Origin of the sequence: Streptomyces lydicus (assembly GCF_004125265.1) — a bacterium.
GTDB classification, from domain to species: domain Bacteria; phylum Actinomycetota; class Actinomycetes; order Streptomycetales; family Streptomycetaceae; genus Streptomyces; species Streptomyces lydicus_C.
On sequence record NZ_RDTE01000003.1, the window covers coordinates 4067726 to 4091399 of the forward strand.

The window sequence follows — 23674 nt, forward strand, 5'->3', positions numbered from 1 at the left end:
ATGGAGACCACCATCGCGCACTCTCCGCTGATCGGTTCGCTCTGCTCGGGGTACGGGGGACTGGACCTCGGAGTGCAGTCCGCCGTCGGCGGCACGCTGGCCTGGCACGCCGACGTCAATCCGGACGCCTCGCGGATCCTGGCCCGGCACTGGCCCCAGGTGCCCAACCTGGGCGACATCACGGCCGTCGACTGGTCCGCCGTCCCCCGGGTGTGCGTCCTGACGGCGGGCTTCCCCTGTCAAAGACGTCTCGGTCGCCGGCCGACGGGCCGGACTCACCCCCCACACCCGTTCAGGGCTGTGGCTGCACGTCGCCCGTGCGGTCGAAGCCCTCCGCCCCTGCCTGGTTGTGATCGAGAATGTGCGCGGCCTCCTCACCTCCCCCGCCGGTTCCCCTGGCGACGTGGAACCCTGCCCGTGGTGTCTGGGAGACACCCCAGGTCAGCCTCCTCTGCGGGCACTCGGTGCCGTACTCGGCTCCCTGGCCGACCTCCGGTACGACGCGAAGTGGCTCGTGCTTCGGGCCTCCGACGTCGGGGCCCCGCACCGTCGCGAGCGGACCTTCCTCGCCGCCTGGCCCGCCGAACACCCTGCTCAAGACGCCGACCAGCAACCTCGCGAAGAACGGCGGCTCACAGCACCCCGACAAGAGGAAGAGCGGGGGCCACGGGCCGAACCTGGCCGACGAGATCGAGTGGCTCCTGCCGACGCCGAAAGCGTCGGACGGGATCAAAGGGTCGCCCCGCCAGCGGCACGGCAACGGGGACTTGACCCTGCCGAGCGCGGCGGCAGCACTGCGGGCCAGCAACACGGGCACACCGGGCCGCCGCCCCGGCAAGGGATGCCCTCCCTTGCCGACGGTGGTCCTGCCGCTCTGGACGGAATCGGCTCCCGGAGCCGAGCAGACCGATGGGGCGCATACGCAGCCGCCATCACCCGATGGGAGAAGCTCACCCGTCCCGCGCCCGAGCCCACCGAGGCGGGCGGCCGGCTCCGTGCCGACTTCGTCGAGTGGATGCAGGGCCTCGATGACGGCTGGGTCACCGCCACCCCCGGGCTCGGACGACCGGCTCAGCTCACCGCACTCGGCAACGGAGTCGTCCCCCAACAGGCAGCACGCGCCGTGCAGTTGCTGGCACCGCCCTTCCCGCGGTGCCCGCGCTGCACGGCCGTGTAGCGCCCCACTACCGGACTTTTCCGGCCGGGCCAAACCACGAATTCTCCGCATCCTCTGGGGCATGTCGCCGTCTCACAGATGGAGCAAGCCCCGATGTCCGACACCAGCCCGACCACCCCCGAACCCGAACCGTTCCGCGTCCACGACGAGGACCTCGACGACCTCGCCAGCACCCTCGCCAAGACCATGGCCGAGGTCAGGCAGCACGGTGTCATCCTCGACCGCCTCGGCTCCGAGCCCGAATCCGCGGCCAGCCCGCCCACGGACAGCGCTCCGGCAGCCGAGGCGGCGGACGACGAGCAGGCAGACGGCCCTACCTCGGTGTTCATCATCGCCTTGGGCGGCAAGGCATACGCTGCCGAACTCGTTGCACTCAGCGATTGGGTGAACCACCTCTTCCTCCCGGTGTACGGCCGGGAGATCAGCACGAATCGTCCGTGGTGCGCGCAGTGGCACGAGCACCCCGAGGCCGTCGCCCGGCTCCACGCCCTCTGGCTCGCCTGGCAGCAGTTCACCGATGCGGAGGCCGGCCTGTCCGGCCCGTCGACCTGGCACCGCGACCACCTGGACCAGACGCTGGCGCACCTGCGTGCGCCTGACGGGCCCTTCGCAGCCTGTACGACGAGCGCGAGCCGCCCCAACCATCGTGTGCTGGCCACTCCGGCGCCCGAGCAGAGGGTGGTGGCGGCGTGAGCGACGTCTTCGACTTCGGCCTCGACGATCTCATTCCGGCCGACGACGCCTCCGAGGACACGATGGAGGCTTTCCGGGCCGGCGACCTGACGGTGCTGTCCCAGCATCACACCTCGCCCAACGGCTCCCACACCTTCGTCCTCGCCCACGACGGGTCGGTCACGTGGGGGGTCCCCGGCGAGCCGCAGCTCGTGGCGATCGCGGTCGCACGCGATCTTCGACAGTCCACGTTCACGTTCGAGACAAGCCACCACGCCACGGCGTCCTTCGCGCAGAACTGGCTGGCAGAACGCGGCTGCCCGCTCGATCGGATCGCTCTGCGAGGTGGCGACTACATCGAGCCCGCCGACGACCTCACGGTCCAGGTGGAACAGCAGATCCAGCAGTCGGGTACGCGCTACGAGGTCATAGACACCTACACCTCCGACTACGACCCCAGCGAGGCGTGGACGCTTGTCCGCGACTCCCTCGCTACCCATGCGCCGGTTCGTCTCTTCTACGAGGAGTGGGACCACGGCGCCGGTACGTACACGATGCGCGAGGGGGCCTTCGCCGACGTCGGTGTCGCCCAGACCTGGCTGGATGGGGGCAGCGGGCCGCTGCCCGAGCCACCGAAGTACAGCGATCACAACGCTGCTGTCGTCCGGGCCCGCGTCGCTCTCGCCCGGTCACCCGGTGCCTCCGCGACGCCGCAGACCGGCCTCGACGTGCCCCGCACGATCACGGCGGGGCCCATCCAGCGTCCGGTACAGGGGATGCTGCTGTGAGCCGCGCCCGCTTCGCCTTTGCCGCGCACCCCGACGCCATCGCCGACCTGCGGGAGCTTCCCGACGAGATACGTGACTTGGCGCTGCTGGAGCTGCAGAACCTGGTCCACGGCAGTGACGACTGTCTGCCGTTGAAGGGCCGTCTCGCCGGCTTCCACAAGGTCTACGTCGACCCCACCGTGTCCTACCGGATGGTCATCCAGTTCCGCACGGCTCCGCCGACCTCGGACCACAAGCGCGAAATCTATCTCGTTGCCGCCGGAAGCCGCCAGGACTACGCCGTCTACCGCTCCGCCCACCTCCGCACCGGACTGCGGCAGGACATCGAAACGATCTCCGCCACCGAGGCTCGGGTGCAGGCCGCCCGCTCCCGCTCGTCCCTCACGGCCGACCGGTCGACGAATACCCCCGCAACTCCTCCAGAAGCAGCCCGGCCCACGGCCGCTGCCCCCCGAAAGGCCGCCCAGCGATGACCGCCGAACGTACCCCTCTGCCCCGTACCGAACTGGCAGACCTTCTCACCGACGCCGCGCAGAGCGTCTCCGCAATCCTCACCACCGAGTACCCGACGGCCGCCAACCGCTCCTACCTGCACCCCGTACTGGGCGCGCTGTCCGCCGGGCCCCGGGTGGTCTGCGAGCTGAACGACCGGCTCGAAGGGTTCGTGGCCGACGAGCCGCGTCCCACCACTCCGGCGGGCCTGTTCACCCTGGCCTCCTACGCCGCCGCGCTGGGATGGCTCACCGAGTCCCTCGCCGAGCTGACCACCTCCGTCGACCAGATCTGCACGCGCGCGGGCATCCCCGCCGAGCCCCGCAACCCGATCGTCGCCACGTCCGGTGGCGCCGAGCGGGGCAATGAGTTCGACTTCGCGTTCAGCGGGCTGGAGTTGGCGGCGATCCGCACAGCCGCCGAGGCTGCCGGCCTCACACCGGGCGACTACGTCGAGGTGCTCTCCGAGTCGCTGCTCGCAGCCTCCCGGATCACCGACGCCTGCATGGAGATCTCCAGCGGCCTCCTCGAAGACGCGGCGTACGTCCTCGATGAGGCAACCGACCACATCCGGCTCGGCGACGGGCCCAACAGCCTGCCCACGCTGGTCCGTTCCCTGCTCGCCCGGATGGAGACGGCAGAGTGAACCCGTACGACGCGAACACGCACCCCGGTACACACCTCGTTGCCGAGACGCTCGGCGTCTCAGAAGTCAGCACGCTCAACATCACGCGCCGCCCCGGCGAACCGCTGTACCAATCCGCGACGCGGGTGATCGGGGCCGCACACGAGTTGGACGAGCAGCACAACCGGGTGACGGACGCGGCCAAGGATGCTCTCCGGCTGCTCGAACCCGTCGGTCGCGGTGAACTCGGCGGTGCACGGGTCTCGTACGCGCTGCTGCGAACTGCCGTCCCGAAGCTCGGGGATCTTCTCACCCAGCAGGATCGGGCGTACGACCAGCTCCTCGGGGCCATCTCCGCATACCAGCGCCATATGCCCGGTGCGGGTGCTGCTGAGCACTCGGAAGCATCCGCCCCTGACAGGCCGGCGCCGACATCGGGCATGCCGAGCACACCTACAGCCGGGCCGACTCCCTCCCCCGAACAGTTGCAGGCTCTCGAAGAGATAAAGCGCAGTCGGGTATGGCTGAAAGAGCGCGTATGGCGCTCCGGCCTCCGTGTCGCCACCGACGCGGGGTCACAGCGCATCGACCCTGCCACGGTACTGACGATGCACGACGCGGGATGGGTCGAGCGCGACACCAGCACCACGCTGCGTTTCGGCCAGCGGCTAGCACTCACGACACTCGGCGAAAGCGTCTTCCGTAGCGGATGCGGCACAGATCCGCGCGTTGCCGCAGCCCTGCGCCGTGGCGCGCGAGACACGGCATCACCGCCTCGGTCGACGAATCCGGCACCCCCGCCGCCCGCGACCAAGCCCGGCCGTTCCCGCTGACCCCTTTCCGACAGGACGCCACCATGCCCACCCCCGCACAGCCCCGCACCTTCTCCATCGCTTCGATCGACGCTCAGCGCGTCGAGGCTGCGCTGGCCCTGATAGCGCCGAAGTGGACCACCTGGACAGCGCAGACCCTGGCTCAGCAGGGCCATCACATGCGTGTGCGCGATGTCGCCGCCGGGCTCCCGTTCATCAGCGAGCAGCTCGTCGGTAAGCGGCTGGCCCAGATGCACGCTGACGGGCTGGTCACCCGTACCGACGGCAGCCACGGGGCTCCGTACCAGCTCAGCGCACTCGGCGAGTCGCTGTCTCGGGTGCACCGCGCTCTGTCGGACTGGTCCCAGGCTCACCTGTCGCTCGGCAAGGTGGCCGGAGCGGAACGGGTCGAGGACGCCGTGCGGCGTCTGCATCTTCGGCATTCGACCGCCGTGGTCCAGCTCCTTGATGAGGGCGGCCCCATGCGGTTTGTCGACATCGCCGAGGAGGCCGGTCTGGACAACGGCTTCACCCGGTATCGGCTCAACCGACTTCAGGCCGACGGTCTGGTCACCCGCACAGGCCCGCGCCACGGCGCCCCCTACGTCCTGACCGATGCCGGGCGTGCGCTGGGCCCCGTCTACTCGGCCGTCGAGCACTGGAGCAACCCCGTCGCCGCACGGAGCAACGCCGCACCTCCGACCCCCGTCAGGGCGGCCACGCGGATGCATACGAGCGTCCCGCCGGGATCGGACAGCATCCGGACCGCAGCGGCCCTACGCCGGAGCACCGCCGCGCCGAGCACCCTCTTCAGCCACGCCCCGCAGCCGCAACCGCGGGTGCCAGCGGCCGTGACCGCCCAGTCAGCCCCGGGTCGGGGTCGGTGACCGTCGTGACGCTGAGAGCCAGCCACGTCTCCCCGTTGCCACAGCGCCCGCGTGCAGTCCAGCAGTTCGTTCCGCTGCGCACGCGGGCGCGCTCCCCTCCCATGCCCCGGAGCTTCGACTATGAGCGCCCGCAATGCCTACGATCCGCACCTCTACGAAGACGTACTGGTCAGCCCCATGTACCTGGCCGGCTCCGACGGGTCCGGCGAAGTCGGCTTCGCGCCCGTTGCCCACTGGCCGCACCATTACCTCGACGAGGGGCCCTGTCAGCTCCTCGTCACCTCGCCCGACCAGCGGATCAGGGTCGGATGGTTCGGCGATGACTTCGAGCTGTGGAGGATCAGCGCGGCCACGGAGGCCGCCTCAGCAACGCGCTGGACGGCCACCTTCAACCACGTCACCCCGGCCGAGATCGTCGCCGGCCTCACCACCGCCCTGGCCCACGACTACGCCGAGGCCGACCCCTACGACAGCAACGGACGCTTCCTGGCGAACCCGTCGATCTACTGGGCAGAAGCCGTCCGACCGCTGACCGACGCCGGCTGGAAGCGCGGCGTCCCCACCACGCCCGGCACGGTCGAGATCGTCGCCCCCGACGGCCAGGCCGGCGCCGTAATCGACAACCGCAGCTACGGCCCGGAGGCCGAGGCCATCACCCTGTGGGCCGGTCCACCGGGCTGGGGCACTCGGGCGGAAGCGGTGTTCACCACCCGCACCCCGTCCCATCTGATCGCCGCGACCGCGGCCGTCATGGCGGATTCGGCCCCGGTGATCCGTGAACGGCGCCAGATCAATCGACGTATGGAGCACCTGGTCACGCTGACCCCGGCCGCCCCGGCCGCGCCGGCCGCCGAGCCCTCGGTCTCCCGCGCTCCGACCCCGCTCGACGTGCGGCGCACCGCTGTCACTCAGGCCGTTCACCGCGCCGCACGCGCCCCGCGGACTGCCGCCGAACTCCGCGTCATGGCCGCCCGCAGTCGCACCGCGACTTCGACACGGACCGAGGCGCCCAGCCCCGTGCCCGCAGCCGTGCCACTGCTCAGCCCGTCGGCTCCGCGCCGCAGCCGCTGACTCCCACCCCGGACCCTCCGGGACCTCGCCCAACCGAACAGCACCTCCGAATAAGGGAGTTCCGCCATGCCCGACGCCACCAAACTCGACCAGGCCACCGCCATGATCGAGAAAGCCTGGGGCCATCCGATCGACGCTCTGGAAGCCCTGGCGGTCCGCAGCCCCTGCGAGGACCCGCTCCTGCGCTCGGCCATGCACACCCGTACGGCCCTGACCGTCACCGACCACGCGGTGTCCGTTCACCAGGACCGTCTGCACGCCCTGACCCGTCCCGGGTACGTACCGGGCTTCTACGAAGAGGACCAGATCACCGGAGCGGCGGTCGACCTTCGCATTGCCCAGACGGAGAGCCGTGCGTATCTGCAGGCGATCAAGCGCGTGGTCGAGGCCCGTGAAGCCGCCGCGACCGCGGACCGGGCCCCGGCAGTCCGGCTGGCCCAGGCCGCTGTTGCCCGCTCCGGGCACTCTCCACGCGCCCTGGGCCAGTTGCCCGAGCAGCCCGCTGTTTCGGCCGCTGTCGGCCCGTCCGGGGCCGGACGGGGGCCGCACCGCTGAGCGGTCCGGTCAGGCGAGGTCCTCGTCGCGGTGGGCGCCCCCTATGCGGGAGTTCACCGCGCGGGCCAGTTCCTCCACCGTCAATTCGACGCGACGCCCATCCGCGACCCGGTCCTCCACCACCGCGTCCTGGTCCCGTCGCCCGTCGGATTGCGTACCGACGGCCCACTGGCCGTCGTCGACCATCGCGATGTCGCCCACCGTCCAAGGCCGCCCGGCCGCACGGATCTTGCGCTCCAGCCCAGCGCCGTCCCAGTGCCCGCTCGGCTCCGCCACTCCTGCTCCCCCTTCGGTTGCGTGCGGCCCGTTGCCGCAACCCGGTTAGGACAACCACGCCCGCCGATCCATTCCCGGGCCACCGGCTTTCTGCTGACGGCCGCCAGTTCGCCCACGGCAGACGCCACTTCCCGGGAACGGACTACGCACTTCGGCACACCGCATGTCAACGTACGGGTGTTGGGAAAAACCGCAGGTCAACGAAGGGACCGTGCAACCGTGAACGCCTCCGCCACCCTCCTTCCCGCCGTCGTCCGCCCCACCGTGGAAGACCGCCACTGGCTCTCCTCCGACCACTGCGCGGACACGGTGCTCGACCTCCTCGGCACCCTCGGCTGGGCACTCGTCGACACCCCGGAGGCCAACGTCCACGCGATGAGCCCGGACGGCCGGGTCTACGTCGGCTGGCTCCCCGAGGACCCCACCGCCTGGAAGCGCAACATCGTCTGGCAGATCCGGGTGCAGCCCACCGACGGCGACCCGTGGGTGCAGGAGTTCGGCCTTCATACCCCCTCCGAAGGCGTCGCCGGATTCATCGCCGCCCTCGTCGCCCACTCCTCCCGCTGAACCACCGGGCGGGCCCGTGGCGGCCCGCCCCGTTCACCGGCACTCGTTCGGACCCCGACCTTGTCGGTCCGGTCCATCTCCCCACTCTTTCCGAAAGGGCACGCACTGCGCATGACCATCTACTCCGACGACCTGGTCCAGATCACGAACTGGATCGGTGGCCTGAGCGCCAGCGCGTTCGGCGCCTATGACGCTGTCACCGGATCCGGCACGGTGTGGCACGGCCTCGTCATGGCCTACTGCGGGGTGGCGTTGGCGTACACCACGGGCAGCTTCCAGGACTACCTGCGTCGCCGCGATACCCGAGTTGTCACCCACCTTGCGGGCAACCCCGGCTCGTCTCTCCCCCAGATCTGCGCCGCTACCGGCCTGCACAAGGACCGGGTCGGCAGCTCGCTTCAACGCCTCATCGCCGATGGCCTGGTGCTCTCGGAGAGCGGTTCCTACCGACTCACCCACTGACTCCGGGAGGCTTCCGACCGTACGCATGCTCCTGGCCACCCGCCCCGGCTACCGCCGCAAGTGCGCCTACGCCCGACGCTGCACCTGCTTCTACCTCCCCGGTCAGTACGGCCGCCGCGCCAAGGCCCTCCGCCGCCGTGCCGCCCGTCATGCCGAACGACGCCAGTGGCAGCGCGACCTCTTGGCCGCGCACACCCGGTAGTCGTCGCCCCGGCCGACCGATCGCCCCACCCCACCCACGAGGAGCTTCACCATGCCCTTCCGCACCCCGCTCACCAACCACCACGCCGACCACAGTCTCTGCCCGGCGCACCACAAGCACACCAGCTCCGGCAAGCCGCTCCACCCCGACTGCCCCGGTCGCGCCTACACCCAGGCCATCTGCTCGTGCGGCAACTGGGAGATGAAGCAATCCAGCAAGGGCTACGTCAACGAGAGCCGCAAGCGGCACCTCGCCACCCACACCGAGGGACCGAAGGCCGTTCGCGACCTGCTGTGCCTCAACGGTTCCTGACATCCCCGGCTCCGCCGTCCCACACCACTCTCGGAGATTCCCATGCCCCTTCACCTGACCGTCGGCCACCTGCTCCGCCAGCTCCAGGACCTTGACCCCAGTCTTCCGATTCGCCTCGCCATCAACCCGGACTTTCCCTTCGCCCACTACGTGGGGACCGAGGTGGTCGTCCGGGACGGCAAGGCGTTCATCGCCGAGAACGGCCAGGAGGACTACCTCCCGACCCCGGTCAGCGACGCCCTCGCCTGGGCCTGACCCACAGCTCCGGAGGCTCCTATCTCCTCTCGATCCCGCCCGTCCCACCCCCTTCCGCTGCACGGCCTCGCCATGCGCCCCATGCCGAACGGGGTACGCGGCGCGCTGGTCCAGCGCGTCTCCGCCCGGCCCGACGGACCGCTCGACGTCACCTGGCTCGCCGCCGAATCCCCGAGAATCGCCCTCGGCCACATCCGCCTGCGCTGGGAGCCCGCCTCCCCCGCCGGGTGGGACGTCACCGCCCACCTGGGGCTGGCCACCGCCGAGGTGCATCTCGCCTCCTGGCCGGCCGCCCCGGACGACTGGCCACGCCTGGTCCGCCCGACCCTCCACGAGGTGCTCGGCCTGAGCGCCGCCCTCGCGGTCGCGACCGCCGCCCTCGACCTCACGAACCGCCTCGCCCAGGTCTGACCGAAACCGCACAAGGCCGCCCCACGCCGATCCGGCAGGGGCGGCCTTGCCGTACGCCCAGCCGCGTTGCGTACGCTCATCCCCGACGAACGAGGAGGACACGATGGCCGACGACCAGCAGCTCTGGGGGTACCCGGAGGTCGCCGCCCACCTGGGCATCAGCGTCAGCGCCGCCCGCAACCGCAAGAGCCGAGGCAGCCTGCCCGCGCCCGACGACACCACCGTCCCGGACCGGCCCCGTTGGAAGCCGGCCACGTTCGAGGGCTGGAAGCCGGTCGGCCGGGGGTTCCGCAGTGACCTGCACGGCGAGTCGGCTCCTCCCGCCTCACCGGTGCCCTCCGGACGTGGAGCGTCATGAACAAGTTCCTCGTCGGTTCCTCTCTGGTCGCCGCCGCTGGAGCGGTCACCGCCATCGCGGCTGCTGTCCAGAACAGTTACGGCACTTGCAGCATCGCCTTGTTCGTCGTCGCAGCCGGTGCCATCGGTGCCTACCGGATCAGCCGGTCCCAGGACGCCGCCAACGACCGCGCCGTCCTCCACCGGCTACGAGAAGCACCCCAGAGGTCTATCGAGGCCCTCTCCAATGAGCTTGGGCTCCGCTCTGTCGCAGTCCGGCTCAGCATCCACCGCTTGACCAGTTCCGGCGAGCTTCCCTCGAACGCCGATTCCACTGAATGACGGCACGTTGCCCCCTAGGCTCAGGGCATGACCGACTCGCCAATGCCGTCCCCGCCGTTTCCCTCACCAGACAACGCCGCGCTCAAGGTAGTCGTCGGCAACGCCATCGCAGCGGTCAATCGCGGCGAAGCCACGGCGGAGGAGGCGATCCTGCACGCGGCCGTCCACGGCTGGTACGAGGGACATATCCAGGGCGAGGACGAATGCCCCGGCTGCGACTTCCGAGGTGGGCTGCCGAAGAACGCCACTCGCGGTTGACCGTCCTGCCGAGGAGCGCCACCGACATGTCGATGGCGCTCCTCGGCGTTTGGTATCTCGCTCGCCTTCTGCCGGTAGGTGCCGGCGATGTCCCCGGCCAGCTCAAGGGACAGCGGGTCGCCTGTTCGGCGAATCCGGTAGTGAGGCCAGCCGGGGCTGCGGCATTGTCGTCTGCGGCACCCCGGTCCGGGGCGCCACAGGCGAAGGTGGCTGGAGGGGCGTCATGGGTGAGCGGGAGACGTGGACGACTGAGGAGTTCGGTTCCTTTCACGCGGGCGCTGTTGGTGTGCTCCTGGCTGACGGCACCGTCCCGGCCCCGGCTTTCTTCGATGCGAACTCTGGTGCGGGCGGGCAGTGTGTGTCGCACTGGAGTGTCTACGACGGCGGCTTCGCGCACGTACCGCGGGCGGCCGCGCTGAGGGCGGTGTGCTCATGCGGCTGGAATGGCCCGGAGCACGAACTCAGCTGGGACGCGATCGGCGACCAGGAGTTGGTCGAGGCGGCCAGCGGCACGGCGGACATGTGCACGCAGGACTGGGACGCACACACCGCCGAGGTGGAACAGTCGGCTATTCCTCTGCCAGAGCCGGTCACCACCCTGCTGACCCAACTGGAGGAGGAGATCGAGAAGCTGGCGAAGACTTCGCCACTGGCGGCCGTTCGCGCAGCCCGCCGGCTGAAGGTATCCGCCGCACAGGTCGGGTACTGGCCGGCCCATGATGCCCGGCGGGACGCGACACCCGAGCAGGCTGCCTCCGCCCTCGGACTGAACGAGGACGCCGCGCGAAAGCTGATGGCCCACTTCGGCCGCTGGAGCCCCTTCCAGTGAGCGCCGCTTAATCGCCGCGACGGACAGGAGGAGGACGCATCGGGGACTGCGCTGCCTCACTCCCCGTCCTGTCGTTGAGGGGGTGTTCACGACCCCACGAACACAGGCGGCCCCGCTCCCCACTCGTCGAATCGGGGCCGAAGACGAAAGCCCACCCCGCCTCGTGCTTGCCCGGGCCGCTGAGTGTCGCGAGAGGGCGTCGGCAGGCGTGTGGCAGCGATCGTCGGCAAGGTGGACTCATGACCGACCTGCCTGGCACCCGGATCGTGGTGCACCCTCCGTCCCCTGATGGTGGCCGGCGCGTCCATGTGGATGCCACACCCGTCGGCGTCGCCTACGGGGTGGTCGACCTGTTGGAATTCTTGCGCCGAGCCGGCATGGACCCCGAAGAAGTGCGGCTGAGCGACCCCATGATCAAGTGGCGCGGCGGGGGTCCCGGTGTCTGGGGTGTCGCGTCCGGCGATGACGTCGGCGCCTGATGGACAGGGTACGTACCTCAGTTTGCACGAGACGGAGGCAGGACTGCGCCGCCCTCCTGGTCGTGGACCACGATGCGAGGTCGCGGCCCAGGAGGTAGAGGTCCGCGGGTGTTGTCCAGGCGCCCGGACACCAGGAGTGAGCCACCTCACGCACATGCATTGTGTGGGTCGGGGTAGGCGACCGCGAGACGTCCACCCCGTTCGGCCGTCTGGGAGGGCACCATGATCACCGCCGTGAACGACACCGCCACCCCCGAACGCACCATCGAGGTGGGCACGGAGCTGCCGGCAGTCGAGTGTCCGAGCGCGGTGGCCCCCCGGGACGCGCGGGAGCTGTCGAAGCGGTTCTTCGACCGTCTCCAGGACCTGGACGAGGGCACGCACGAGTACCAGTACGCGCGCAACACCCTCATCGAGATGAACATGTCGATGGTGCGCTATGTCGCCCGCCGCTACCGCAACCGCGGCGACGACATGGAAGACATCATCCAGGTCGGCACCATCGGCCTGATCAAGGCCATCGACCGCTTCGATCTCACCCGCGAGGTGGAGTTCTCCACCTTCGCCGTCCCCTACATCCTGGGCGAGATAAAGCGGTTCTTCCGCGACACCGGCTGGGCCGTCCACGTCCCCCGCCGCCTCCAGGAGCTGCGCAGCGACTTGGCCAAGGCCAAGGAACAGCTGCATATCGAGCTCGACCGCGACCCCACCGTCCGCGAACTCGCCGCCCACCTCGACCTGTCCGAGGAAGAGGTCATCGAGGGGCTCGTCGCGGCCAACGGCTACAACGCCGGCTCGCTCGACATGCCCACCGACTCCGACTCCTCGGCACAGAGCCGCACGCTTGCCGATGTCATGGGCGAGGACGACCCGGCGATGGAGACCGTCGAGAACCTGAGCACCCTTGCCCCGCTGCTGCACCAGCTCGACGACCGCGAGCGGCAGCTGGTCGAGCTGCGGTTCGGGCAGGAGATGACCCAGTCCCAGATCGGCGCCGAACTGGGCGTCTCCCAGATGCATGTCTCCCGCCTGCTCACCCGCACCCTGGCCAAGCTCCGCAAGGGCATGCTCACCGACCACTGAAAGACCCAGCCCCGGGGCGCTGCAACCAGTGCGGCTGGCCCACGCGAAGTCACGACACGCTCAACCCGCAGGCCAGCGGTCGCCCCCGACAGGGCAATAGTTGACGGATCGCGCTCCAGCAGCAGCGCCGGATGAGCTGTGGCGGTCGAAGTCCGGACAGCTACGCGGCGGACGCCTCGGCCCGCCCGGCCTCGACCTTCGCCCGGCATGAGGTGCACAGGGGATTCTCTGGGGCTCGGCCTGTTGCATGACCACGGGCGCGCGGGGCTGGTGCAGCTCAGCGCAGTGCAAGCCACCATATTGAGTGCAACACGTGTGGCGCCTTCGCTGCATCGACCATGTGCTGGACCGGGACCCGCGTCACGCTTTCCGTAATCGACCTATCGCTTTGCGTAGTAACTTTTGGGAGGATTCGGGTACTGCGGTCGCGCCTCTTGGAGGTCCGGGCCGTGGTTGTCGAGTCTTGGGAGCAGTGCATTGACGACGGCCGAGAGTTTCACGATCTCGCGGACAGAGCGGCTGGAGCGGCTGCGCGGGCAGTTGCAGGGGCGCCCGGCCAAGGGGGCCGAGGGCCGGGTGCAGCCTTCGCGGGGGACGCGTCTGTTGTACGGGGTGATGCTGCACGGCGCCGCCCGGCTTCAGGCGGGTCTGGAGCTGACGGATCTGGAAGCGCGGCTGGTGGAGCCCATGCGCGGGCTGTTCTCGGACGAGGAGGTGTGCGACTTCGGCCGGGTGTACCAGGAAGAGGCCGCCTTGCGCCCGCAGCTGTTTCCGGACAGCCTCGCCAAACGCCCCGTCGAAGAGGGATACGCGAGCGAGGACCTGGCCCGGGATCTGCCGCTGCTGCGTGCGGAGGTGGCGGCCCAGCCGAACGTGAGCGTGGTCGACCTCGATGCTCCGACTGCTGAGGGGCAGGGCGGCACCCTGGACTCGGAGGAGTTCATGGGGGGCGTGGACGCATACGGGCACGGGGCGACGATGGTGACCGCGTCGGGACACCAGGCCACACAGTCGTTGGTGTCGATGCAGGCTGCGCTGAGGCTGCACCGGTTCTACACCACGAGCGAGACGGATGAGTGGAGTGGGTCGGACGAGATCTACTGGGTCACCGCTGCCGGCGCGGACAGCGATGCCATGCCCCAGCGGTATCACTCCCCCACGTTCGGGGACGTCGACAAGGGGGAAACTAAGTATTTCGCCGATGACACCAGGCTGTTCTACGGCTCTGTCAGCAAGGTCGTGGTGTGTCACATCCAGTGCTGGGAAGAGGACCACGGCCCGCCCTCAGAGCTGCAGCGAACGATGGAGAGGATCGCGGAAAAGCTCCACTACGTCGCCGATGAACTGGCGGAGCACGCCGTGGGGACGGAACTGGAAGCGACGGCCAATTTCACGCTGATGCTCGCGGGCATCGCCTACTTCATCGCCCAGATCATGGCGTACATCAAGGACGACCTGGTGGGACAGCGTACGCTCTGCTTCGACCGCCGGGCTCTGGAGGCGATGGCGGCCCAGCCCGGACGCGAGTACGCCTGGGGCTTCAGCACCGGCTCCTACGTGCACGGCTCCCGCACCCTGTACATGAGGGGGACAGCGGTCCCCACCAGCAACAACGTCACCCTCCTCACCTCCACGCCGTCCGGCTGGAGCGCCCCGACGCTGCCGTGGCCCGGGGCCAAGACCCCCGACGCGCCCGCCCTGGCGATGCACGACGGCCGCCTCTACTGCGCGGTCCGCGGCATGGCCGACCAGATCTACATCAGCAAACGCGACGGAGGCACCTGGACCGGGTTCAGCCCCCTCCCCTACTTCCGGACCCGCCACGCCCCTGCGCTCACCTCCTTCAACGGCAGGCTGTACCTCGCCTACACCACGACAAACAGTCAGGCGCGGCTCCTGTCCTGCACCAACGGATCGGACTGGTCCGCTCCGTTGGTGCTCCCCGGTGGGTCCTTCAGCGCTCCTGCCCTTGCAGTGCGCGATGGCTATCTGCACTACTTCCGCAACCTGTTCATGGGCTTGCCGGTCGGCGACTGGTCCTCCAACGGCACCACCTGGACGAACTTCCAGCTGCTGCCCGGGGTACGCAGCTACCATGCGCCGGCCCTGGCCGCCTTCCAGGGAACGCTGCATATCGCCCAACGGGACAGGTCCAACGGCTACGTCGTGATCACGTCCAACCCCCGCAACGGCGGCTGGGGCGCCCCGGTCCGTCTCGCCGGAACCACACCGGACGCCCCCGCCCTGGCGGTACACGGCAACAAGCTCCACTGTGCCGTCCGTGGAGGCGACAACAGGACCTGGCTCAGTGTCCTCAACGGCACGACATGGTCCGCCTTCCAGCGCACCCCTCACGGGACATCGCTCTCCGCTCCCGCGCTCGCCACCGCCAACGCCAACGCCAACGCCAACGAACTCTGCCTCGTCTACCGAGCCATCGAATCCTGACCATCTGCCCCGCCGCCCGACGTCGGCAAACCGCGCCACGGTTGCCGGCGCCGGGCGTCAATCAAGACCGGCAATGTCAGCAAACGACGGCACGGAGCAGCCCTCACCTGGCGGCCTCGACCTCGGCACGGCAGAGGGCGCACAGCGGGTTCTCTGGGGTTCGGACTGTTGCGTGAGCGCGGCCGCTGGAGGTTAGTGCAGCTCAGCTGCGGTGCAGCCCACCGGATCGAGTGCAACAGGTGTGGTGCCATCGCTGGATCGAGGGACCTATGCAGCGCCTCCGGAGGATGTCAGCGAGTGCTGCTGCCCCGTCTGAACGATCTGGTCCACGCCTGCGGCTGTTACCTGCGGCGACCGAATGGGCTGAGATGCTGGACCAGACTATTTCGACGCGTGTCAGCCGGCTTCGGTGCACACAGCGCGCGCCGGCTTGGCCATCAGTGGGCAGGCCATCCGCCGGACGCTGCGAGCTAGAGGTCAGGATCACCGGAGGGACTTGGTGCTGCCTCGCCCAGTGCGGCATGGAGTGTTCCCAGTGCGGCGATCACCGCGTCGACGTCCGCGTCGGGTAGCGCGGGGAGCAACTGTCGGAGGGTCGGTTCGGCGTCCCGGCTCCTGGCTTCCTTGGCCTGCGTGCGGGCGTGTTCGGCGATCTTGGCGACGGTGCGGCGACGGTCGGCCGGGTCGGTACCCAGTTCGGCCAGGCCCCTCTTGTGCAGTGCCGCCACCACCGTGGATACCCGGCTCTGGGCGAAGCCGGTGCGCTGGGCGATGGACCCCACCGGCTGCGGTCCGGTGGTGTAGAGGCACTCCAGGACCAGCAGCTCGGTCGGCCCCAGGTCGGAGGTGTCCTTCATCGCCGAGGTCGCGGCAGCGGTGAGGCGCCTGCCGAGTTGATGCAGGTCAGCGAGGTTCATGGGACTGGTCGGCGGTAGCACGCACACCCTCCTTCGGGAACATCCTGGATGATACATCTACAGTAATACATCTCAAGAGATGTATCGTGGGAGATGTATTTTCCGGGGCGCACACACGACCGCGCCCAAACGCTCCGAGGAGGAGACATGGTCCGGCCGATAGCCCGGGTGCTGCTGTTCCCGTTCGCGATGGCCGTGCTGCTGGTCGGCATCTACACCGCCGCGATGCACGCACCGACCCCGCACCACCTGAAGATCGCGGTCGCCGGACCACCGGCGCAGACCGGGCCGCTGACCGCTTCCCTGCGGAAGGGCCTGGGCGACGCGTACGACGTCAGCACCGTCGCCTCCGCCGAACGGGCCCGGAAGCTGGTGGCACACCGGGCCGTGGCGGCCGCCTACGTCCCCACGCCGGCGCCCGGTGACCGCGCCGCGGGCACGCCCAGCACGACGTTCGCCCAGCCGCCACGCCCGAGCGGCCCGGTGCTCTATACCGCCTCGGCCGCCGGTGCCGCCCAAGTCAACCTGGCTGCCGCGCCGTTCACGAACGCCGCCGTCCAGCAGCACCAGTTCCTCCAGGTCCGCGACCTGGTCCCGCTCAGCACCGACGACACCAGCGACACCAGCACCATGTACGCCGCGATCGGCCTGACCCTGGCGGGATACCTGTCGGCGGTCATGCTCTCCACCGTGTTCGGTACCGGACTCACCCGCCGGCGCACGGTGGCCGCGCTCGCCGCCTTCGGTGCCGCCGCCGCGATCGCCGTCTGGCTCATCACCGGACCGATCCTGGGCGCCGTGCACGGCTTCGCCCCCGCCATCCTCCTCACCGGCTGGCTCACCGTGATGGCCGTCGGCATGGCCACCGTGTTCCTCTCCCGCTTCTGCGGGCGCATGACCCCGCTGCCCGCCGTCGCGATCTTCATGTTCCTGGGCATGCCCGCCTCCGGAGCGGCCCTGCCCATCGCGACCATGCCCGCCCCCATCCGCGCCCTGCACGACCTGCTGCCGATGACCTCAACCTCCGGCAGCCTGCGCCAGATCATGTACTTCGGCAGCGAAGGCATCGGCCGCTACTGGCTCACCCTCGCCCTGTGGGCCCTCGCCGGCCTCCTGCTGACCCTCGCCTACGACACCCTCAAGGCCCGCCGCACCAGCCCCCGCAACGACACGAACGCCCTGCCCCGGCAGACCGCCGACCCCGCCCCCTCCCACTGATCGCGCTCCCGCGCACACCCACCCCGACACCCCAGAGCGAGGCCGCACCCGTGACCGCAGCACCCCCGCCATTCCACCCCCACAGCCACGACCCCGACCCGGCCGGGCAGCAGGGTGACCCACTGACGCTGCTCGCCACCGAAACCGACCTGACCGGACTCGACTTCACCGGCCTGGACCTGCGCCCCGCCCTGCGCCACGATCCCCGCCCCCGGACGTTCACCCGCTGCACCTTCACCGAAGCCAACCTGCGCGGCGCCCACCTCCCCGAAGCCGTCTTCACCGACTGCACCGCCACAGCAGCCGACTTCACCGGCGCCCTGCTCGATCAGGCCCGCTGGCAGGGCGGCAGCGCCGCCGGCGCCAAATTCACCGACGCCGACTGCGGCGACCTCACCTGCGACAGCGCCGACTTGGCCAATACCAAGTGGGGCGGCGCTCTGCTCGCCGACGCTGCCTTCACCGGCTGCCGCATGATCGGGGCCCGCCTCACCGGCCACCGCGGCCTGGGCCTCCAACTCACCCGCTGCAACCTGGCCGTCGCCAATCTCAACGGCCTGAGCCTGCGCGGCGCCCACCTCATCGGCATCCGCTTCACCGAAGCCGACCTCGGCGGAGTCGACTTCCGCGACTGCATCCTCGAAGACTGCCGACTCGCCGAAGCCAACCTACGGGCCGCCGACTTCACCGGCGCAGATCTACGCGGCGCCGACCTCGGCGAACTCACCATCGCCATCGCCGCACAGTTCCGCGGCGCCGTCATCTCCCCGGACCAGGCCGCCCAAATCTGCACCGCCCTCGGCCTGAACGTCATCGACTGATCCGCCACGACCTCCCACGACAACAGATCTACGTGATGCACCGCCGCTAACACCCACAAGCCCACGAGCGCAGCGCCCCCCACACAAGCCCGCGGGGGGGGCGCTCAGGCGTCTGACACCGACTGCTGTTTCCGCCGGACTCTCGTCAGGCACTCGATGCACAGAGGGTTCTCTGGGGCGGCAGGTGTGGCACGAGGCGATTCAAGAAGAACTGTGCAGATCAGCGCCAGGGCTGATGACTTCAGTGAGTGCAACAGGTGGGCGTCCGGGCCCCGCCTTGGGGCGGGCCCGGACTTCGGATGGGTCAGTAGCGGAAGAGCAGGACCGTGCGTCCGTAGGGGGCCGCGGTGTCGCCGGGGATGTTCATGAGGTGGGCCATGGCGGGGCTGTCGGCACTGGAGATGTTGGGGACGGTGGTGAAGGGACTCCAGGTCTTGTCGCCCTTGTCGTCGCGCATGGACCAGTAGAGCTGTTCGTTGGCGCCGGTTGCGCGGACCACGCAGATCGGCCGGCCGTAGTTGTGGCCGAGGGCGGGGCCGGCGGAGGTGGTGCCGGGCAGTAGCACTGGTTCGCCCCAGGAGAATCCTTCGTATTCGGACACCCAGATCTGGTCGCCGGTCCTGCTGCGGTAGGCGCACAGGAAGGTGGAGCCCATCATGTCCATCAGCGCAGGGTCGGGGGCGGCGTTCGGGCCGGGAATGGTGAACGCGGTGCCCCACCTGGTGCCGTCGAACAGCGAGTAGCGCACCTTGTTGGTGATGGTGGTGACGGCGCAGAACAGTTCGGTGTTGCCGCGGGTGGCGAGGGCGGGTGCCCCACGGACGGTTCCGGGGGCCACGCCGCCGAATGTGATGGGTTGGGGAGTGGTCCAGGTCGTGCCCTGGAGCGTGCTCAGGTACAGCGTGTCGTCTTGGTTGAAGGCGCAGTGCAGGACGTTGTTGAACCAGGCCAGGGCGGGACGGTGCCGTGTCCTGCCCGCGGGTCCGCGGGTGAAGGTGCCCCAGGTGAGGCCGGTGGAGGTGGCGTGCCACAACTCGCCCGGGCCGTCGCCGAAGGACTGGACCATGCAGTCCATCCTGGAGGGGTTGGCGACGGCGGTCAGGGCGGGTGCGCGGCTCATCGCACCGTTGGGCAGGAGCGCGGTCGCCGTCCAGGCGGGCCCGCCGGGTTTGCCGGGTGTCCCGCCGAGGCTGGGCAGGGTGATCGTGTGAGGCCGGGTATTGAGGACGGCGGTGCCGCTGGTGACCAGCAGGTAGTGGCCCTCGCCCCGTTTGCCGTTGAAGTCCCAGCTCACGATGGGGGTGGAGGTGCCGGTGGCCCACGCCTTCATGGCGGCGCGGTCGAAGACCAGGGTCCGCTCGGCGACGTAGTCGTCCGGGTTGGAGAAGATCTTGACGAACCCGCCCCAGGCCAGAACGAGCATGTTGGCGATCTCGACGTAGTCGATCAGGTCGTGGTACTGCGGGACAGGGAAGTGCCCGCCGTAGTCCTTGAGTTTCTGGGCCATCAACTGGAGCAGTCCGGAGAGCGTGTCCAGGGTCTTGTACATCTCGTCGAACCATCCGGGCGGGCTCTGGTCCCGCTCCCAACACACGACGGTGGCGGTGACGAACGCGTCGGCGGAGGCGTTGAACAGGTACGTGCCGCCGTCGAGGTGGTGGATCTCGTCCTTGTCGACGTCGCCGTAGGCGCGGGTGACGTTCTCGTGTCGATGCCCGGTGTCGGAGGAGGCGGCGGTGCAGAAGTAGACCTCGTCGCTGCCGCTCCACTCGTCGGACTCGCGGTAGCACTTGAAGTACTTCAACTCCACCAGCACCTTGTCCAGTGCGCCCGCGGTCTCTGGCTCGCCCTCCCCGCCCGCCGGCGCCGGCTCGTCGTCGTGGTGGTCGGAGGCGGTCACCAGGGTGACCCCGTACCCAAAGTCGCCCAGCGCCTCGACGAACCCCGCGTCGTCCGCCGCGGCCTCCTCCAGGCGGTCCAGGTCCACCACGTTCAGGTTCGGCTGGGTCCCGGACTCCGCGCGCAGCGCCGGCACGTCCTTGACCAGGTCGGCGAAGTCGTATCCGTCCTCGATGGCGCGCTCGGTGAGCGTGGCCGGCAACACCGACCCCGTGGCGCGGGCGGAGTGCTCCTGCGCGTAGACACGGCCGAACCCGCGGATCTCCTCCTCGGGGAGCATCACACGCAGGAACTCGAGCATGCCTTGCTCGAGTTCGGTCGGCTCCCGGCCCGCGTCCAGACGGGCCGCGGCGCGCAGCATCACCCCATACAGCAGGTTCGACCCACGCGGCGGCGCGGTGGCGCGGCCCGCCCGGACCGCTAGGCCGCCCCGGAGCTGCGAGCGCAATCGCTCCAGCCGCTCGTTATGGGAAACCTCGACGTGCTCCGTGGACATGGGACCTCCAACGCCGGCCAGGCAACGGACGCGCCCCCGAGGGCGCGTACTCCTCCCACCCGATGAAGACATCGAGCGACCGATCGGACCCAGGTCCGGTTCGGGAGACCGGACGAGATGGGCGAGACGGGGTGTCCCGTCGACGGAAGGAGTAACGACGCGCACGCGACGCACTCCCGATCATCCTGGCGGAATCACTCTTCGAAACAGATCATTTACGGAAAGTTGCCGGGGGTGTGTCCGGCGTCTGCCGCGAGAGGGGGCCCTGTCTCGGTAAGCGTGATGCCACGCGTCGCGAACCACATGCCGCCCGGCACCGATGCCGGGCGGGAATCCAGGTCGTCATCAAGAACCGTCCAGTACCTCTGGCCGACGGCATATCCACGGGCAACGTCCGCATCGGCAACTCCAGCTCCGAGTTGTACAACAACCCGCCGCAGGAGCCCCCCCCCCGAGAACGAGTCCCAGGGCATCAATGAACCCACCTCACACCACGTCACACCACGCCCATCCCACCCCCAGAGAAAGGGGATTTCCGCCGTGCCCGTATCGGTGACAGGGCTGCTGACAGGTCGCGCAGCGCCCGACTTCCTTGGGTGGGCACGACAGCGGCACTGTGGTCGACGCGGGGGTAGGTGTGGTCACGGCAAGACCTTTCTTCTCAGCCACATAATCCACCCGCCACCACTCGCACTCCCGCAGCCACGGCTCAGTCGATTCGCAGTTCGCGGTCCGGGCGGCACAACGCGCATGCCTCCACCCCTGCGGTCAGCGCCTCGATAGCACCGCGTCGGGTGATCGGCCGTACGCGGGGCTGCCCAACGGCGCACTCGCCATGGTGGATGGCCACCGGGTGCGGGTCCGCGCTGACGTTCATCTGCACCGTCCAGGCCGGCGGCGGCACGGCGCGGGCAGTGGCCCGGCGAGCAGCCTCCTGCTCCTGCTGCTCGGCCTCAGCGATGCGGAGCTGGACGCGGTCCAGCTCCAGCCGCAGATACGTCGCGATCACCCTCAGCCGGGACAGGTCGGCGGGAAGGGGAGACGTTTCGCTCACACGTTCGATTCTACGCGCCACCTGGGTTGCGCGACCGGCCGCGCCGGGATGTCCTCCGCCACTTGATCTTGACCGATGATCCTCCAGCATGAAGGGGAGAGGCAGTGGGCCAGATGTCGTTTCGGTCGGACATCCCGTTGGGGCCCTTCCTGGTTTGAGACCATCAGCAGGACCGTGCAACTGAACGCAGGGATGAAGAACATGATCAATCTGGTGCTGCTCGGCATCGTGGTGCTCGCCGTCGGCGGGTGTGCATGTGTGGTGTGGGCGGAGCGCGGCGGGCCCCGCTGGGTCCGCCGCGTGGCGACCGTGACGCTCGCCGTGAGCGAGCTGGTGCATCGCTCCGAGAAGCGCCGGCGCCGGCGCCAGCGCCAGCGCCTGAGCATGACGCCGACCAACAACAGCGGTCGTGACTAGGAACGGTGCGACCGAGGTCCCGCCCGGCAGCCGTTGGCGCACCGGGCGCATGCTGCTCATCGGTGACGCGGCGCAGGCGGCCTCACCAGCCACCGAGCAAGGGGCCTCAATGGCACTGTAGGACGCCGTCGTCCTCGCCAAGTCCCTTCGGGACACAGCCGATCTGGACAGCGTGCTCTCCCTATTCGCAACGAGCCCTAAAGCGTGTTGCAGAAGGCTGTGGGCCGGGCATTTTCTCTGTATGGGTGGGGTGTTGAGGGCTGAGCCGTTGTGGGTGGAGACGTTCACGGGTCTGCGGATGCGGCAGTTCGAGCGGTTGTTGAAGGTGGTGCGGGAGCGGGGAGGGAGCGGGCCCGGTGGCGGCCGGCCGTGGTGCCTGCCGTTGGCCGAGCGGGTGCTGTTGGTGGCCGTGTACTACCGCACGAATCTCACTATGCGGCAGCTCGCTCCACTATTCGGCTGTTCACCGGCAACCGTGTGTCGAGTCATCCAACGGCTGAGCCCTCTCCTCGCCCTTGAGCCGGCAACGCGTCCCGCCGACGCGGCGGAACGGCTGTGGATCGTGGATGGCACGTTGATCCCGGTCCGGGACCGGAGCGTCGGCGCTTCCTCCCGCAACTACCGGTTCTCGGCGAACGTGCAGGTCATCATCGACGCGGACACGAGGCTGGTGATCGCCACCGCCCGGCCCGTTCCGGGCAACAGGGCCGACGCCCGTGTGTGGCGGGAGTCCGGGCTGGCCCAGCATGCCGCGGGCGTGACTGTGCTCGGTGATGGCGCGTACATCAACACCGGCCTCGTCGTCCCGCACCGCAAACGCCCTGGCCGGCCACTGTTACCCGGCGAGGAAGCCGACAATGCCGAGCACCGGCGCGTGAGAGCCCGGGTGGAGCACACGTTCGCCCGCATGAAGCACTACAAGATCCTCCGCGACTGCCGGCAGCACGGGAACGGCCTCCATCACGCGGTCCAGGCCGTCGCTCACATGCACAACCTCGCCCTGACCGCCTGACGAAGACCATCAGAACCCGGCATTGACCTGCCCGAACACAGCCTTCTGCAACACGCTTTAGTCCAGGTAGGTGCCGGTGAAGGCTCCGTCGAAGCCGAGCGCGGCGAGGCCCTGCTCGACGCTGGGGTAGGTCCTCCGGTCCGGGATGGCGATCAGGGCGTCGAAGTCGGCGCGGCTGATCTCGGGTTCGAGCCACTGGTTGCTGCAGCGGCAGACGATCCAGACGTTGCGGCCGTGGTTGATGAGCAGCCAGTCGCGCCGGGCGCGGCAGGCCGAGCACCGTACGGGGATCCCGCGCAGGGCCAGCTCGGCCGGGTGGCTGAGGCAGCGCGTCGCGCCGGGACCGCTGGGCTGTTGCATCTCGTATTCGAGTTGCAACAGGGGGTCGGTGCCGGCCGGGAGGGTGGGCAGCGCAGGCGCCGGCTCTGCGGTGCGGTCGGTGGTTCTGAGCACGAGCGTCATCTACCTTTCGAGTCCTTCTGGTTCATCCGTAACAGCCGG

31 protein-coding genes and 3 pseudogenes are annotated in these 23674 nt (G+C 69.4%); 29 read left to right on the forward strand and 5 right to left on the reverse strand.

Annotation, left to right across the window (positions count from 1 at the left end):
* The 11 genes and pseudogenes from D9V36_RS42660 to D9V36_RS20120 form a co-directional block, all read left to right on the forward strand.
* Positions 1-174 (forward strand): annotated as a pseudogene (locus D9V36_RS42660) (hypothetical protein); the annotation flags it as partial.
* Positions 175-295: 121 nt separating this feature from the next.
* Positions 296-562, forward strand: a pseudogene (locus D9V36_RS42665) (DNA cytosine methyltransferase); the annotation flags it as partial.
* A 279-nt stretch (positions 563-841) separates the two neighbouring features.
* Positions 842-1177 carry a hypothetical protein gene (locus D9V36_RS42110; protein WP_241721409.1) on the forward strand — a complete coding sequence of 112 codons (336 nt, stop codon included), beginning with the start codon at positions 842-844 and terminating at the stop codon, positions 1175-1177.
* A gap of 93 nt (positions 1178-1270) precedes the next feature.
* A complete protein-coding gene (locus D9V36_RS20085) occupies positions 1271-1870 on the forward strand; it encodes a DUF4913 domain-containing protein (RefSeq protein WP_129294996.1) in 600 nt (199 codons plus the stop codon).
* Positions 1867-2637: a glycosyl hydrolase gene (locus D9V36_RS20090; protein WP_129294997.1), complete on the forward strand. Its 771-nt coding sequence runs from the start codon at positions 1867-1869 to the stop codon at positions 2635-2637. The genes D9V36_RS20085 and D9V36_RS20090 overlap by 4 nt, the downstream gene beginning before the upstream one ends.
* Positions 2634-3110 carry a hypothetical protein gene (locus D9V36_RS20095; RefSeq protein WP_129294998.1) on the forward strand — a complete coding sequence of 159 codons (477 nt, stop codon included), beginning with the start codon at positions 2634-2636 and terminating at the stop codon, positions 3108-3110. Before D9V36_RS20090 ends, D9V36_RS20095 begins: the two co-directional genes overlap by 4 nt.
* Positions 3107-3775: a hypothetical protein gene (locus tag D9V36_RS20100; protein ID WP_129294999.1), complete on the forward strand. Its 669-nt coding sequence runs from the start codon at positions 3107-3109 to the stop codon at positions 3773-3775. The genes D9V36_RS20095 and D9V36_RS20100 overlap by 4 nt, the downstream gene beginning before the upstream one ends.
* Positions 3772-4587 (forward strand): large ATP-binding protein, encoded by an 816-nt coding sequence (locus tag D9V36_RS20105; RefSeq protein ID WP_129295000.1) that lies wholly within the window; start codon positions 3772-3774, stop codon positions 4585-4587. The genes D9V36_RS20100 and D9V36_RS20105 overlap by 4 nt, the downstream gene beginning before the upstream one ends.
* Before the next feature lie 23 nt (positions 4588-4610).
* Positions 4611-5453, forward strand: coding sequence for a winged helix-turn-helix transcriptional regulator (locus D9V36_RS20110; RefSeq protein ID WP_129295001.1), 843 nt, complete (start codon positions 4611-4613; stop codon positions 5451-5453).
* Positions 5454-5573: 120 nt separating this feature from the next.
* On the forward strand, positions 5574-6524 hold the full coding sequence (locus D9V36_RS20115; protein ID WP_129295002.1) for a DUF317 domain-containing protein: 951 nt from the start codon (positions 5574-5576) through the stop codon (positions 6522-6524).
* Positions 6525-6590: 66 nt separating this feature from the next.
* A complete protein-coding gene (locus tag D9V36_RS20120) occupies positions 6591-7079 on the forward strand; it encodes a hypothetical protein (protein WP_129295003.1) in 489 nt (162 codons plus the stop codon).
* Positions 7080-7088: 9 nt separating this feature from the next.
* Here D9V36_RS20120 and D9V36_RS20125 read toward each other — a convergent pair whose 3' ends face one another.
* Positions 7089-7355, reverse strand: coding sequence for a hypothetical protein (locus D9V36_RS20125; protein ID WP_129295004.1), 267 nt, complete (start codon positions 7353-7355; stop codon positions 7089-7091).
* Between the two features lie 219 nt (positions 7356-7574).
* Here D9V36_RS20125 and D9V36_RS20130 point away from each other — a divergent pair, with 219 nt between their 5' ends.
* The 13 genes from D9V36_RS20130 to D9V36_RS20185 all read left to right on the forward strand — a co-directional run bounded on the left by D9V36_RS20130 (position 7575) and on the right by D9V36_RS20185 (position 15339).
* Positions 7575-7922, forward strand: a complete 348-nt coding sequence (locus D9V36_RS20130; protein WP_129295005.1) for a DUF317 domain-containing protein — start codon at positions 7575-7577, stop codon at positions 7920-7922.
* 111 nt (positions 7923-8033) lie between these two features.
* Positions 8034-8384: a MarR family transcriptional regulator gene (locus tag D9V36_RS20135; protein WP_129295006.1), complete on the forward strand. Its 351-nt coding sequence runs from the start codon at positions 8034-8036 to the stop codon at positions 8382-8384.
* 25 nt (positions 8385-8409) lie between these two features.
* Positions 8410-8586 carry a hypothetical protein gene (locus D9V36_RS40990; RefSeq protein ID WP_164992990.1) on the forward strand — a complete coding sequence of 59 codons (177 nt, stop codon included), beginning with the start codon at positions 8410-8412 and terminating at the stop codon, positions 8584-8586.
* A gap of 51 nt (positions 8587-8637) precedes the next feature.
* Positions 8638-8898 carry a hypothetical protein gene (locus tag D9V36_RS20140; protein WP_129295007.1) on the forward strand — a complete coding sequence of 87 codons (261 nt, stop codon included), beginning with the start codon at positions 8638-8640 and terminating at the stop codon, positions 8896-8898.
* A 42-nt stretch (positions 8899-8940) separates the two neighbouring features.
* Positions 8941-9153 carry a hypothetical protein gene (locus D9V36_RS20145; RefSeq protein WP_129295008.1) on the forward strand — a complete coding sequence of 71 codons (213 nt, stop codon included), beginning with the start codon at positions 8941-8943 and terminating at the stop codon, positions 9151-9153.
* 81 nt (positions 9154-9234) lie between these two features.
* Complete coding sequence (locus D9V36_RS42670; RefSeq protein WP_129295009.1) at positions 9235-9564, forward strand: esterase; 330 nt, start codon at positions 9235-9237, stop codon at positions 9562-9564.
* Positions 9565-9667: 103 nt separating this feature from the next.
* Complete coding sequence (locus tag D9V36_RS20155; RefSeq protein WP_129295010.1) at positions 9668-9922, forward strand: MarR family transcriptional regulator; 255 nt, start codon at positions 9668-9670, stop codon at positions 9920-9922.
* Positions 9919-10242 (forward strand): hypothetical protein, encoded by a 324-nt coding sequence (locus tag D9V36_RS20160; RefSeq protein WP_129295011.1) that lies wholly within the window; start codon positions 9919-9921, stop codon positions 10240-10242. The genes D9V36_RS20155 and D9V36_RS20160 overlap by 4 nt, the downstream gene beginning before the upstream one ends.
* A 27-nt stretch (positions 10243-10269) precedes the next feature.
* Complete coding sequence (locus D9V36_RS20165; RefSeq protein ID WP_129295012.1) at positions 10270-10500, forward strand: hypothetical protein; 231 nt, start codon at positions 10270-10272, stop codon at positions 10498-10500.
* 358 nt (positions 10501-10858) lie between these two features.
* Positions 10859-11329, forward strand: coding sequence for a hypothetical protein (locus tag D9V36_RS20170; protein ID WP_241720950.1), 471 nt, complete (start codon positions 10859-10861; stop codon positions 11327-11329).
* Between the two features lie 239 nt (positions 11330-11568).
* Positions 11569-11808 (forward strand): hypothetical protein, encoded by a 240-nt coding sequence (locus tag D9V36_RS20175; RefSeq protein WP_129295014.1) that lies wholly within the window; start codon positions 11569-11571, stop codon positions 11806-11808.
* A 222-nt stretch (positions 11809-12030) separates the two neighbouring features.
* On the forward strand, positions 12031-12891 hold the full coding sequence (locus D9V36_RS20180) for an RNA polymerase sigma factor SigF (protein WP_129295015.1): 861 nt from the start codon (positions 12031-12033) through the stop codon (positions 12889-12891).
* 477 nt (positions 12892-13368) lie between these two features.
* A complete protein-coding gene (locus D9V36_RS20185; RefSeq protein WP_129295016.1) occupies positions 13369-15339 on the forward strand; it encodes a glycoside hydrolase in 1971 nt (656 codons plus the stop codon).
* A 470-nt stretch (positions 15340-15809) separates the two neighbouring features.
* Here D9V36_RS20185 and D9V36_RS20190 read toward each other — a convergent pair whose 3' ends face one another.
* Positions 15810-16256 carry a MarR family winged helix-turn-helix transcriptional regulator gene (locus tag D9V36_RS20190; RefSeq protein ID WP_241720951.1) on the reverse strand — a complete coding sequence of 149 codons (447 nt, stop codon included), beginning with the start codon at positions 16254-16256 and terminating at the stop codon, positions 15810-15812.
* Between the two features lie 147 nt (positions 16257-16403).
* Here D9V36_RS20190 and D9V36_RS20195 point away from each other — a divergent pair, with 147 nt between their 5' ends.
* Entirely contained in the window at positions 16404-17474 is a 1071-nt protein-coding gene (locus D9V36_RS20195; protein ID WP_129295017.1) for an ABC transporter permease, read from the forward strand.
* 50 nt (positions 17475-17524) lie between these two features.
* Positions 17525-18295, forward strand: a complete 771-nt coding sequence (locus D9V36_RS20200; protein ID WP_129295018.1) for a pentapeptide repeat-containing protein — start codon at positions 17525-17527, stop codon at positions 18293-18295.
* Between the two features lie 304 nt (positions 18296-18599).
* Here D9V36_RS20200 and D9V36_RS20205 read toward each other — a convergent pair whose 3' ends face one another.
* Positions 18600-20690 carry a hypothetical protein gene (locus tag D9V36_RS20205; RefSeq protein WP_129295019.1) on the reverse strand — a complete coding sequence of 697 codons (2091 nt, stop codon included), beginning with the start codon at positions 20688-20690 and terminating at the stop codon, positions 18600-18602.
* A 709-nt stretch (positions 20691-21399) separates the two neighbouring features.
* A complete protein-coding gene (locus D9V36_RS20210) occupies positions 21400-21744 on the reverse strand; it encodes a DUF6233 domain-containing protein (protein WP_129295020.1) in 345 nt (114 codons plus the stop codon).
* Between the two features lie 192 nt (positions 21745-21936).
* Here D9V36_RS20210 and D9V36_RS20215 point away from each other — a divergent pair, with 192 nt between their 5' ends.
* From D9V36_RS20215 to D9V36_RS20225, 3 genes and pseudogenes are all read left to right on the forward strand, one after another.
* Entirely contained in the window at positions 21937-22161 is a 225-nt protein-coding gene (locus tag D9V36_RS20215; protein ID WP_129298556.1) for a hypothetical protein, read from the forward strand.
* Between the two features lie 7 nt (positions 22162-22168).
* A pseudogene (locus D9V36_RS42120) lies at positions 22169-22348 on the forward strand (FAD-dependent monooxygenase); the annotation flags it as partial.
* A gap of 54 nt (positions 22349-22402) precedes the next feature.
* Entirely contained in the window at positions 22403-23173 is a 771-nt protein-coding gene (locus tag D9V36_RS20225; RefSeq protein ID WP_129298557.1) for a transposase family protein, read from the forward strand.
* Between the two features lie 57 nt (positions 23174-23230).
* Here D9V36_RS20225 and D9V36_RS20230 read toward each other — a convergent pair whose 3' ends face one another.
* Positions 23231-23635, reverse strand: coding sequence for a hypothetical protein (locus D9V36_RS20230; RefSeq protein ID WP_129295021.1), 405 nt, complete (start codon positions 23633-23635; stop codon positions 23231-23233).
* Between the last annotated feature and the right edge of the window lie 39 nt (positions 23636-23674).